Source organism: Sphingobium sp. (assembly GCF_032153725.1).
Classification (GTDB): domain Bacteria; phylum Pseudomonadota; class Alphaproteobacteria; order Sphingomonadales; family Sphingomonadaceae; genus Sphingobium.
Genome location: NZ_JALDYQ010000055.1, coordinates 1 through 12,324, shown reverse-complemented (window position 1 = coordinate 12,324; position 12,324 = coordinate 1). Strand labels below are relative to the sequence as shown.

Sequence of the window (12,324 nt, the reverse complement as noted above, 5' to 3'; positions counted from 1 at the left end):
AGGGACCGATTGCAGTCAAGTCGATAAACTCAAAATGGTTGCCGTGTTTGAGGTCGCCTCTCGACCCGTGTTCAGGAACAAGAGGAGATGCAGGTGCTGCTGGGCGCGCGGGTCGAACCGGAGGTCGGGTCGAAGATCATCGCCTTCGAGGGTTTGTCGACGCAGGTTTGTTGTCGCTCTCCATTCGGATCCCGAAGCATCGCGACCCACTGCGCAAATGAGCGGCAAGCCCCGTCTTTTGCCCTATCCAGGGGTGGTTGTGCAAAAACCTCTCTTCGATTTGAATCGCTCGTCCAACAGTCAGATACACAAAGGCAGTGATGGCTCCATCAAGTCTCGGCAAGCCGCCCTTTTCTCACTCCAGCCGGCAAAGCGGCGGACTTACGAGATTTGCCTTTCTGCAGCTCAAGCCACTTCTCGGCATAGGTGTCACGCTGGCGAACGTGCGCGACCCACTCATTGATGAGCCTGGACATGCCGCCGATCATGGCGCCGGGTTCCAGGAATATCATATCCTCGCCAAGTTTTTCATGGAGTTCGCGCATGAAAGAAATGACGATACTCATCCCTTTATTGTCAGCGCAGAGCAGAGCAAACTCCGGCGACCCGATCTGGAGAACCGACCATAATGCGTCGGCATCGCTGTTCGTTGCCTCGGCAAATCGGCAGACGCGCTCATAGCTGATCCGTCCCTTGCCGGATTCCAAATGCTCATAGGAACGCACGGGGAGACCCATGACCTTCGCAACCTCGGATGGCTTCATACGACGGTCCGTACGGATCATGCGCATGGCCTTGGCGATCAACTCCACGTCGAGCGTCTCTTCGGTCGTCTTTTCTCTCATCTCCGCATCGTTCCCGTGCATTCCGGCTGGCCCGACGCTGACTGGGAGCAACGTCAGTTTCACAAGGAAACCAGAAAATCAGACGCAAATAAACCCTTCATTTTCAACGAGGTCGGCTAATTGCCGAATCCACGCCATTTTATGGCGCAAAATGCGCAAACAGCTGCGGGAAATCGGCAAATAGCCGCGGGCTTGGACCCCGATGTCGGATATCTGCACCATTGTGCCCCATATGGATCAAATTTTCCTCGCCAGCAGCTTGCCCGCCCGCAACTTCCATGATTCCGACTTGGAAGGGACGCGAGAATGTTCATGGGCACCTCAGAAGACAGGGCATATTTACAGGCCTATAAAGCCATCCGTCAGGCATTGCGGGAACGTTACTGGCCAGAAGGCCAGCATGTCTCGGTCGCCCGTTGCGCCGAGGCCTGCAAATATAGTCCAACGCCGGTTAGGGAGGCCATGGCTCGCCTCGCGGGAGAAGGCCTGCTCGATGAGCGACGGGGCCTTGGATATTTCGTGCCACGTCTTGGGCCGGTGGAATTGAGCGAGCTCTACACGGTCGCGCAAGGCACAGCGGCATCGCTGCTGAATGAACCTGTCGTGCTTTCCGCCAACATTGCGGGCAATGGCGCCGACGAAACGCGGTTCGATAGTGGGACCATATTGGTAACGCTCGCCGGGCAGACGGCAAATTCGCTGCTCTGCCTCATCGCCGCCAATCTCGATGCAAGACTCGCGCCCGTGCAACCGGCGGAGGCGACGTTGTTCGACCTTATGGCAGAATCCGCTGAGTTTCTGGCGCTGCTGGGCGCAGGCGACCGGCGCATCCTCCACCGTTTCACCAACGCCTATTATAGCCGCCGTCGCAAGGCCGCCCTCGAGATTGCTCGCCGCCACGATTCTCTCGCGCGCTCGGCTACACAATGAAAATAGACCCAATATCATTTGAATAGGTTGGGTGCAGGGCGCCTCATGAGCGTGCCGATGTTCGGCACTTTCCAATGAAGGAGGTTCGTGATGACCAAAGTGAAAAGCGTTCGCCTGCGGCGCCTCGGCAGCGTCTCCCGCGACACCAAGGCGATCGTCCAGGTCGGCGAGCAGGAAGAATTCCTGCCCGTCCTGTCCTACGCCTGACCCCCACCTGGGAGCGGCCTTCTTTGGAAGGTCGCTCCTCCCTTTCCAACAATCCCTCGGCGCCCTCGGACCTTTGCGGCCCGTCGCAGAGCCGATGACCTTCATTCCCCCAAGGAGGTTTGTTATGACCAAGTCACTGTCCCTGCGCCTACGGCGCCTCGGCGGCGTTTCGCGCGATACCCATGCGATCACGCAAATGGGCGAGAGCGAAGAATTCATGCCCGTTCTCTGCTGGCCCTGAACTTTAACGGGAGCGGCCCCTGTTCGACGCCGCTCCCCATTTGACTGGGCAATTTCCATGCCACTGACAACTGCGCCTCATATCCGCGCTACCGATGTCGGACAGGATCTCATTCTCCTCGACCTTGTCGACGACAGCTATTTCTGTCTCCAGGGCAAGGACGCTGAAGATGTCATCCTCGGCCTTCGCGGCGATGATCATGATCCCCGCAATCCCGTCATCCGCGAACTGCTCGATGCTGGACTGCTCCGCGAAGTGGACGAGTTTGTTCCAACCATCCTCGATCCGACATGGCCGGTCGATGGCATGCCGCCGCGCGGCAGCACCCTGGCAAGCCTGCCGCTCATTCCTACCATGGTCCTGGGGATCGTCCACTACCGGCTTCGCCGCAAGGCGCTGCTGCGCCGGCCGATCCGCGTCGCGCCGAAAACCAGGCTGGATGATGCCGAGGTCGTGCGTCTCGTCCAGCGTTTCAGGCAGTTGCGCATCCTCCTGCCGCGCACCGGTCGCTGCTTTGTTCAATCCTGGCTGCTGGTCCGCATCCTGCGCAAGCGCGGCGTCGCGGCAGAATGGATTTTCGGCGTGCGCACCCATCCCTTCGAAGCCCATTGCTGGGTCGAATGGCAGGGGCGCGTCCTCAATGATTGGGCCGATCATGTCCGCTGGTACGATCCCATTGCCCGCTTCTGATTCCTTGCGCTTCTGCGCACTGTTGGCGCCGTCGGGTTCCTCGACAGCGAAACGCGCCCAGACCATATCCGGTGCGCTACGCTCACGCCTTCCAGACCTCATGGTCCTAGCCGACGATCCAGGCTTCCTCCTGCTGGCCCAATCCCCGCAACCCGGATGGGCCTTGCACGCAGCGAGCAAGGGACGGACCCATGTGCTCGGCGCCCTGCTGCCCGGGACACTGCCCGCCGACGCCCTGCCCGCCGTGCTGGAGACATCCACCGATCCCGTCGAAGCGATGTCCGCGCTCACGCGGCTGTGCTGGGGCCGCTATGTCGCATTCGCCCACGACCCGGAACGCCAGCGTACAAGCTTTTTGCGCGATCCGTCGGGTGCATTGCGCGCCTACATCTGGAAGGTCGACGGTCTGACGCTGATCACCGGCGGCCTGCCTGACGCATTGCTCGACAGTGTCGGCGTACGACCCGCCATCGACTGGTCCGCGCTCGCGACGCTGACGGCCCTGCCCGAGCAGGTTGGGAGCACAAGTGCGCTCACCGACGTTACCATCCCCCTGCCCGGCAAGGTCTATCATCTCGGCAATGGCGAGATCACCACGCAGGTCATCTGGTCGCCGGCGGCGATCGCCCGCCAGGAACCAGCATCCCTTGCCGATCTTCCACGCACGCTCGCCAATTGTATCGCCGGTTGGGCCAATGGCGCCAGCTCGGTTTCCGTCGAACTCTCCGGTGGTCTTGATTCCTCCCTCATTTTGGGGGGACTTGCCCGGCGGAAAGACCGACCAGCGATCCACGCGCTCAATCTCTTGCCCGGATCGACCGGAGGCGGAGAGAGCCGCTTTGCAAGGGCGGTCGCCGATCACTGGGACGTGCCCCTGGTCGAGGTCGGCATTGATCCCGGCGAAATCGAATATCTGGCCCAGGCCGAGCGATCGCGGTCGGAGCAGCCGCTTGCCTATGGTCTCGACCTGGTCGCCGATCGGATATCGGCGCGCGCGGCCGATGCTGTCGGCGCCACAACGATTTTGAGCGGCCAGGGCGGCGATGCTGTCCTGTTCCAGCCGCGCGGGGCCCATATCGCGACCGATCGGCTGCGCGCCAAAGGGCCAGGGCCAACCTATTGGCGCCTGCTGGCGGCGAGCGCCGCGTCGACCGATCGCTCCATCTGGTCGGTTCTCTGGCAATCGCTGCGCCCGGCGCCCATCCGCGTGGCACCCAATTTCAAGCCGGCTTTGGCCGGGCCGCTGCTGCGTGCCCAATTGGAGGCCGGCCTCCCGCTCCATCCCTGGATGGAAGAGGCAAAGCCCCTGACGCCCGGCAAGCGCCTGCAGATCGCGATGCTTTCCAATTGTCAGATCTTCCATGCCCCGACGCTGACGTCCGCTGGCCTTCGGCTCGCCCATCCGATGTTGTCGCAACCGGTGGTCGAGCATTGCCTGCGGGTGCCGACCTGGGAACTGGTCCCCGACGAGCGTGACCGGGGCGGCGCGCGCGACATACTGGCCGACTGGCTTCCGCAAGCAGTGCGCGACCGTCGTACCAAGGGGGAGGCCACCGGCTTCTACAGTCGGGCGATCGCTCTCCAGCTCGACCGGCTGGGACCGTTGCTGCGCGAGGGACATCTGGTGCAGCAAGGCATTATCGACCGCGCGGCGCTGGAACCGATGTTGGACGCGGAAGCCCTGCTTTGGCGTGGCGACCATTCTCTGCTGGCAACGCTTGTGGCAATGGAAACATGGGCGCAGCGCTGGGCATGAGGCTCGTGGCCGTAGACAGGCGATCGCCCAGCCAGGCAGCGATCCGCTGCCACATGTCGCGGATATTGCCGGGACTGCGCAGATTATGCGCCTCGCCCCAATAGCGCAGCAAGGTGACGTCGCGGCCGTGGCGGTGCAACTGCGTGAACATCCGCTCGGAATTGATGGCGAGTACCGGATCGATATCGCCGTGAATGAGGAGCACTGGATCGGTGATGGCATCGACCTGGTAATAGGGGCTGCTGCGTTGGTAGCGGTCTGGGGCGGCCTGCGGCCCTGTCCGCATATTCCCCTGCCCGCCCTCCGCCCAACCAAAGCCCAATGTGAGTGGAAACCCCTCCTCCAACGCCACGCGGTCCGACGGCGACAACGCGCCATGCTGGATCGCAAAGTCGGCTGGCGCCGCGCTGGCAATATAGGCGCGGAAGCGATGGCTTTGGGTGGCGATCTTGAGGCTGGTGTAGCCACCGAAGCTGTGGCCATAGATCGCCATCTGCCCACCGTCGACGAGGCCCGTGCCAATGGCCCGATCAACCGCCTGCTCGACCTGCGCACGCAGCGTTGCGCCGCGATCCGGACCATCCCGCATATCGACAAGGCTGGGCATCAGCACGGCGTAACCCAGGCTTGTGAGCAGCAGCGCATTGGCAGCAGCGGACACCATGTCGGGCGCAAGGGCCGGCGGCCGGTCCTTGGTGAATGTCGTCCCTGGATAGGGCACGACAATGAGCGGCAATGGCTTGCCTCTATGTCCCGGTGGCAGGATCAGCCAGTCCGCATAGCCTGTAGCGGCGTTGGTGAGCGGCCGCATGTCTGGCAGATCGATGTCTGCCAGATGCGCATTGATTCGATCGATTTGGCGAATGCCGGCCGGCCCTGAGGCCATGAGCCGGCCGACACCCCGGCCATCGCGCGCGACCCAGAGCGCGATGGCCGCACGCCTGTTGCCGGAAAGCAGGCGTGTGATCGGATATGCGGTGCCATCGATCTTCCGCATGACCGCGCTGGGCCAGCCAAGCTCCGCATCTGCGCCGCGCGGGACAACAAAGGGGGCGTCGTCGCGGAGCGGTGCCACCGATCGATGCTGGGCACGAATACCGATGTCGAAACTCTCGCTCGCGGGTCGCGGCAGCATCACCGGCCCACAGTCGGCAATCCGGGTCGCCTTGCCCTCTCGGTTCATTGCCCAAAGCCCATTCGGGCAGGCGAGGAGCAGTCGGGCGCTCCCTGCCTGCAGCGCCGGGGGTTGGCAGGGCAACCGCTCCAGCGCCTTGTTGATGGAGACGACGGCATGCGGACCTGTCCAGCGGTTCGGTCCCCCGCCCCGCCGGCCAAAGACGAGCGGAACCTCCCCCCACCAGCCCGCGCGGACCAATCGCACGCCGCTGTCATCGGGTGGCAAGAAGGCCGTTACGCCGTCGAAAGCTGCACGGCTGCGGCCATTCCGCGCGTCGAACAGGCGAAGCTCCCCAGCGCCCCAATCTTCGCCGGGTTTTCGCGCAAAGAACATCAGCCGGTCGCCCTTCGGCGCCCATTCGAGAAATCCGGGCTGGATATCGCAGCCGCTGCACGCCTGCCGTTCCGCCCCCCCTTGGGTGCGTAGCACCGACAGCCGATATTGTCGGTTCTGGTCACTCGACCGGACCGGAATATTCAAAGGGATGACCGTCTCCGGCCCCTCGCGGAGCAGCGCGATCGAGCTGCTATCCGGCGAGATCGCAACATCCGCAATCGGTCCGTCGGCAAGCTGGGTCGTCCGCCCTGTCTTCGCATCCATCACCAGAAGCCGACGTTGCTGTGCGGGCGCCGCATCGCCCTTGCCGCCGACGGCCGAGACGCCGGGCTCCTGCCCCCGCGCCGTGCGCGCCCAGAGCGGGATGACCTCAGCCTGATAGCGGCTACCGGCCGCGAACGGCGACGGCAGCGCCGGACTATCCGCCGCGACCAGCAGCAAACGGTCATCGTCCAGCCAGTCCGGTGCCGGATGCAGCAGGGAAGTCGCGGGATGCTGGGGGAGCCAGCGCACCGCCCGCGTCGCCATGTCGACGATCCCCAGCGACAGGCCCTCATCCTTCAGCCGGAAAACTGCCAGGCGTTTCCCCGATGGCGACAGGCTTGCGATCCAATAGCCCGCGCCGTCACCCTGCGGGAAAAGCGGTTCGAGGCGACTACCATGCTGAAGGTCCAACCGCATCACGACCCCCAGCCCCCGCCGGGTAAAGCCATCATAGCGATAGCTCGTACCGCTGTCATAGCGGCGATAGCGATCGATCACTGCCCACTCGCCATGGGGATCGACCAGCACCTGCCCGTAACTCTCGACGCGCAGCATATCGTCCACGCCATAGGGGCGTGCGTCGGCGATGCCGGCCGCGGCCAGGCATAGCGCCGCCAGCCATGGGAAACGCATGTCAAGGATTCCTGATTGTGGAGTAGTGAGCGAAGCGGCGGACTAGCCGCGTCGCGCTACCATCGCTTTTTCACCTGCATCGATACGAAGCGGCCCAGCACATCGGCATTGGCCGGGTCATAGGCAAAACCGAGATTACGATCGACGAAGGGCGGATCGCGGTCGGAGAGATTCTGCACGGTGACGGCCAGGCTCAGCCCCTTGCGCCAACCCTGCGCCGTTCGCGGTTCATAGCGCAATTGAAGGTCTACCCCGTTCCAGGACGAGATCGGCCGGGCAGGTGCGCTGATATTGTCGGTATAGGGACCGACATGATTGAGCGAGAGGGTGGCCCCGACATCGCCCCGCGCCCAGTCGAGCGTTCCGCACAGACGGAAGTCGACAGGATTGCCGAGCGTCCCCACCCGCTCAATCATGGGTGACACGGGAGTGAGCTGGTCCTTATAATCGATGAGGATGGTGCTGTTGACCGACAGGTTTAGCCGGTTCGATCCCAGGGTGAGGCTCCGACGCACCAGCAGATCGACGCCGCGCACATCGACCCGGTTGGAATTTACGTAGCGCCCGTCGATGATCGCGCGGAACGATTCCGGGGCGAAGGTCGTCGGCACGCTTGACCCTGGCACCGCGAGCAGCGCCAGGACGCGGGCGAGATCAGCGGCGTTATGCGCGGGATCGATCAACGTCACATAGGGGGCGTAGATCGGATTGGTGAGGGCCTGGAGGATATTCTCCGTGACCGGCTGGCCGATCCGGTTTGAAAAGCGCGTCTGGAAATAGCTGGCCTCTAAGCCAAAGCCCGGAACAGCCTTGGGCTGGACCTTGAAGCCCAGGGTCAGTGATTTCGCCTTTTCCGGTTCCAGATCGCGGTTGCCTCCGCGCAGCGAAAGGACCGGGAGGTTTCCCCCGCCCGTCGCTGGAAGCTGAGTATAGGATACGCGGAAGGGATCGAAAATCTCCGGGAGCGCTGGGGCGCGGAAGGAGGTGCCCCAACTTCCCCGCAGCTGCAAACCTTCCGTCGGCTCCCAGACCAGTCCGATCTTGGGATTGGTGGTCGAGCCGAAATCGGAATAGCGCTCATGGCGAACAGCGAGCGACAGGTCGAGGCGTTCAACACCCGGACGCGCATTGCTGGGCCCTACCAGCGGCACGGCCAGTTCGCCAAAGACCGCCACGATCGTCCGGTTGGCCTTGGCCGTCACCGGCGCGGGTGGCGTGATGCCCGAGGCGAAGGTCTGGATCGAACGGTCAAAATTCTCCTCCCGCGCCTGGGTTCCGAAGGCAAGCTTGAGCGGCCCGCCGGGCAAATCAAACAGCGTGCCGTCGGCGATCAGGCTGCCGTTCAGCAATTCGTTGCTGTAGCGTTGACGGATGAAGCCGCTGCCGATGAAATCGGTGATGGCCGCGTTGTTGCTGCTGCCGTCGCCGAACGGATTGAAATAGCCGTCCCGCGCGGCGCTATAGGCCGTTGCGGGATTGTCGGCGGTGAGCCCCAGCGCTTCGGAGAGCGCCGTGCTGTTGAGGAGATGATTGCTGAGTTGCCGATCGACCTGACGGGCGTGCGACATATAGGCATCGACCTGCCAGTCCCCGCCCAGCTCCGCCCGGACGCCGGCGGTCACGGAATGGCTGCGCACCCGCCCGCTCGTCAATATGGGGCCAATGTCATTGCCAAAATCATAGGCGATTGCGACCGAGGAGCCGCCCGTGGGCGAGACGAACCAGGGATTGGCCCGCGTCACGCTCATGATGGTGAGCGAGGGCTGTGACTTCGCGTCGAACTTGCGATCGGCATAGCGGCCCTCGACATAGAAGGTGAGGCCATCGGTCAGTTCCTGCTCACCACTCACGAACAGGCTATGGCGATCCTGCTTCGAGAGCAGGTCGACATGGGCGCGCGGACTGGACAGGCTGGCACCGGGCAGGAAGGCGCCGGGTTCAAGGTCCGTGCCATCCTGTCCGTCGGGAATGGCATAGGCCGGGACATAGGTGCGGGTCACAGGGTCGAGCACCACGATCGTGCCGGGCACCGAGAAATATTGGCGATAATCATGCCCGCCCAGCGGCCGCAGGTCGGCCGAGCGCGTATATTTGCGTGCAGAGCCCGGCAGGCGCCCGCGATGCTGATATTCATAAGCCGCGATGATATGGCCAGTTGCCCATCGCGCACCCACCACCTGGCCGGCGATAATGTCCTCGCTGCCGCCCCGCGTCACTGTACCCAGCCGCAGCCGGCTTTCCGCGCCTTCGAAGTCCTTGCGCAGCAGGATATTGACCACGCCGCCAATCGCGTCCGAGCCATAGAGCGCAGAGGCGCCATCGGCGAGTACCTCCACGCGATCGACCGCAACCGCCGGGATGCTGGAAAGGTCAGTGAAATCGCCCTTCCCGCCCGCGCCGGCCGTCCGGCGGCCATTGACCAGGGTCAGAGTCGCGTCCGAACCAAGACCACGAAGATTGATGCTCGACCCAAGACCAGGGTTGATGCTGACCCGATCCGAGCCGGTGAGGCTCGTATCTTCATTCGCCATCCCCCCGAAATTTTGCGGCAGCAGGGCCAGCGCCTCCGCGACGGTGCCGGCGCCCGAGCGGGCGATGTCGGTAGCGGTCATGCTGATCACCGGCGAGGATGGCGGCGCCGACGAGCGGATATTGGTGCCGGTGACGACGATTCCTTCAGCGGCCATGTCCGGCGCGCGAACGGGCTTCGGACGGGGCGCGATTGCCTGGGGTGAACGCTGGGAGACAGGTCGATGCGGCGACTGAGACTGTCCTTGCGGCGGTGGCGCCGCGCGCGGCGAAAGCACATAGACATTGCGGCCCTGGTGGCTGACGGTGATCGGGTAGCCGCCGATCAGCTTACGCAGCGCCTTGTCGGCATCCATCGATCCCACGACCGCGTTGGTCCGACGTCCCTCTACTAACTGGCTACGATACAGGATCTGGCGGCCGGTCAGCACCATGTACCGCTGCAATGCCTGATCGAGCGACCCCGCCACGATGTCGAAATGCTGACGCGCTTCCTGCGCATTGGCCAGCGGCGTGATCGCGGGAACGGTCGTCAGCGCCCAGGCCGCACCCAAGAGCAGGCCGCGGCGCTGTGCGGGCCTCACCCGTTTATGCGGCTGCGTTCGTTGGACGTTCCTGGCTGTCATGATTTCCCTTCCCCTGCTGGTCTGGCGGACCGAGGGGCGGGTATCCCGCCTTTCCCTGTCGCCTTTTTCTGTAACGTAAGGGGAAGGGGGTAACCCTGGACGATTGTTAAGTTTTTATTTCAGGATCGGGCAGGGTCAAGAATGAGGCGAATAGCGCCATTGGCCTGCGGCTCCGCGCGGAGCGGATAGAGCGCGGTGACGGCCCGGATGAAGGCATCGCGATCGCCGACGGCAAAGCCGCCATTAACGCGCTCATCCGCGAGATCTGGGGCTTCCAGGATGATCGGCGCCTTGGAATAGCGATTGACCTCATCGACGGCAGCAGCGAGCGAGCGGCCCTCAAATTTGAGCCGACCGGTGGTCCAGGATGTGATCGCATCGATATTGCCCCGCTCTTTGGTGCCAAGTCCTGCTTCCCTCGCCATCACCATGTCGCCAGGGAGCAATTTGTCAGTGCAATTGTCGGACGGGCATTGCGCGGCATCGACCTGGACCTTGCCCTCGATCAGCAGGATATTGGCGTCCGATTGCTGACGGTCGATCTCGAAGCGGGTGCCCAGCGCCCGAACGGTCGCCAAGCCCGCGTCGACCTCAAAGGGGCGGCTCTTGTCATGCGCGACATCGAACAGCGCCCGGCCGCGGATCAGGGCGACGCGGCGATGCCCGGACGAGAAACTTATGTCGACTGCGCTGGCGCTATCGAGATGGAGGCTCGTGCCGTCCTCCAGGCGAACCAGGCGTTGCTCTCCAATGCCGGTTTCATAATGGATCGCCACCGGCCAGAGGAGGAAAGTGCCAAGGGCCATGGCGCCGGCAATGACCGCACCTGCCACCCACAAAAACGGTGGGCGGATGGCGGACCGCGGCGCGGTTCGCTCGATCGCGTCATCGACCAGAGCAGCAATTTGCGGATCTTTTCCGAGCTTTTGTGCACTCTCCCAATGCCCATTTAGCCTTTCATAAGCAGCGGCGTGGCGTGGATCTTTCTTCCAGGCAAAGAATTGCTGGAGCTCATTCGTGTCCGCGACGCGGGAATTGAAGCGCGCAACCCAATAGGCTGCATCGGCCTCAATCTTCTCTTCGTCTTCCCTGCCCATCGTCATCCCTGCCCTCAGTCCGACAGCCATTGTTCAATCAATAAGAGCGCCATGCTCAACCGTCCCTCAACGGTTTTGACCGAGACCCCCAATCTTTTTGCGACCTCTGCATTCGTCATGGGAGTGAACCGCGACAAAAGAAAGACTGTACGAAGATTCGGCGGCAACGACAGAACGGCCTGTTTGAGGCCAATGCGATATTCCTGCTCCCCCCAGTCGGCGATGTCCCAAGGAGAATCGGGATCATTAGCCGCAAGCGGCGCCGGGCGCGTCTTATTGCGGCGCATCTGGTCGAACGCGAGGTTTAACCCGATCCGCAGCAGTAGCGCCCGGGGACGACGCTCCGCCTCCTCCTCGCTATAGCGTGCCACCCGTATGTAAGTGTCCTGCACCAGATCCTCTGCTTCCAGTCCAGAGCCCGCAAAGCGGCGCTGCAGCCTCCCAAGCAGCCAGCCCGCATGATTGCGGTACAGCCGATCAACCATCCCATCTTGCCGGCTGCCCCCTGACAGCCACGGCGTCTTCCCTCGCTCGCCGGTCATTACCCGCGCCTTTCCTTCACACACGAAGGGCGCGCCGTCCATGAGGACAGCGAAGGAAAGACTCCATGCCGGAGCGTCACGCCAGAAGCGCGCGCATGGATCGGGCAAGCTCGCACAAGGCTTGGGCAAGCCGATCTTCGGTACAGGGGTTTCCACGCCCCGCCATCGGCCTCCCGACGGCAGGAAGGAGACTCCCGCATCAGGAATCTGCTGGCAAGGCCTTGAAAAAGGGGTCGGGTGTTGGAAATCCTGTACGAGGACCCGTTATTTGAACATCGCGCCGCTGCCGATCGGCCGAGCCAGAAGCCCGCCGATCCCCCGGCCCATGGGACACGCGTCCTGTTTCACGGCACCCGACATCCTCTCCATAGCGCAGCCGACGCGGCTGTCTAACTGCACCGCACAAAGCGAAGAAAAAATAATGGCTTGGCTCCGTCTCCGCAGCAAATTG

Annotated in this window: 9 protein-coding genes; 3 read left to right on the top strand and 6 right to left on the bottom strand. The window is 63.1% G+C overall.

Going from position 1 to position 12,324, the window contains the following annotated elements; translation table 11 throughout:
• Positions 1-329: 329 nt before the first annotated feature.
• Complete coding sequence (locus tag RUH75_RS16650; RefSeq protein ID WP_313808059.1) at positions 330-845, bottom strand: helix-turn-helix transcriptional regulator; 516 nt, start codon at positions 843-845, stop codon at positions 330-332.
• A 306-nt stretch (positions 846-1,151) separates the two neighbouring features.
• On the opposite strand from RUH75_RS16650, the gene RUH75_RS16645 reads away from it, so the two are divergent.
• The 3 genes from RUH75_RS16645 to RUH75_RS16635 all read left to right on the top strand — a co-directional run bounded on the left by RUH75_RS16645 (position 1,152) and on the right by RUH75_RS16635 (position 4,669).
• Positions 1,152-1,775 carry a GntR family transcriptional regulator gene (locus tag RUH75_RS16645; RefSeq protein WP_313808057.1) on the top strand — a complete coding sequence of 208 codons (624 nt, stop codon included), beginning with the start codon at positions 1,152-1,154 and terminating at the stop codon, positions 1,773-1,775.
• 505 nt (positions 1,776-2,280) lie between these two features.
• A complete protein-coding gene (locus tag RUH75_RS16640; protein ID WP_313808055.1) occupies positions 2,281-2,913 on the top strand; it encodes a lasso peptide biosynthesis B2 protein in 633 nt (210 codons plus the stop codon).
• 100 nt (positions 2,914-3,013) lie between these two features.
• Positions 3,014-4,669, top strand: coding sequence for an asparagine synthase-related protein (locus tag RUH75_RS16635; RefSeq protein WP_313808053.1), 1,656 nt, complete (start codon positions 3,014-3,016; stop codon positions 4,667-4,669).
• Here RUH75_RS16635 and RUH75_RS16630 read toward each other — a convergent pair.
• From RUH75_RS16630 to RUH75_RS16610, 5 genes are all read right to left on the bottom strand, one after another.
• Positions 4,551-7,079: a prolyl oligopeptidase family serine peptidase gene (locus RUH75_RS16630; RefSeq protein WP_313808051.1), complete on the bottom strand. Its 2,529-nt coding sequence runs from the start codon at positions 7,077-7,079 to the stop codon at positions 4,551-4,553. The genes RUH75_RS16635 and RUH75_RS16630 overlap by 119 nt on opposite strands.
• A gap of 56 nt (positions 7,080-7,135) precedes the next feature.
• Positions 7,136-10,234 (bottom strand): TonB-dependent receptor, encoded by a 3,099-nt coding sequence (locus RUH75_RS16625; protein ID WP_313808049.1) that lies wholly within the window; start codon positions 10,232-10,234, stop codon positions 7,136-7,138.
• Positions 10,235-10,353: 119 nt separating this feature from the next.
• On the bottom strand, positions 10,354-11,361 hold the full coding sequence (locus RUH75_RS16620) for a FecR domain-containing protein (protein ID WP_313808047.1): 1,008 nt from the start codon (positions 11,359-11,361) through the stop codon (positions 10,354-10,356).
• Positions 11,346-11,873, bottom strand: a complete 528-nt coding sequence (locus RUH75_RS16615) for an RNA polymerase sigma factor (protein ID WP_313808045.1) — start codon at positions 11,871-11,873, stop codon at positions 11,346-11,348. Before RUH75_RS16615 ends, RUH75_RS16620 begins: the two co-directional genes overlap by 16 nt.
• A gap of 264 nt (positions 11,874-12,137) precedes the next feature.
• A partial coding sequence (locus RUH75_RS16610) for a hypothetical protein (RefSeq protein WP_313808043.1) occupies positions 12,138-12,324 on the bottom strand: 187 nt, incomplete at its 5' end.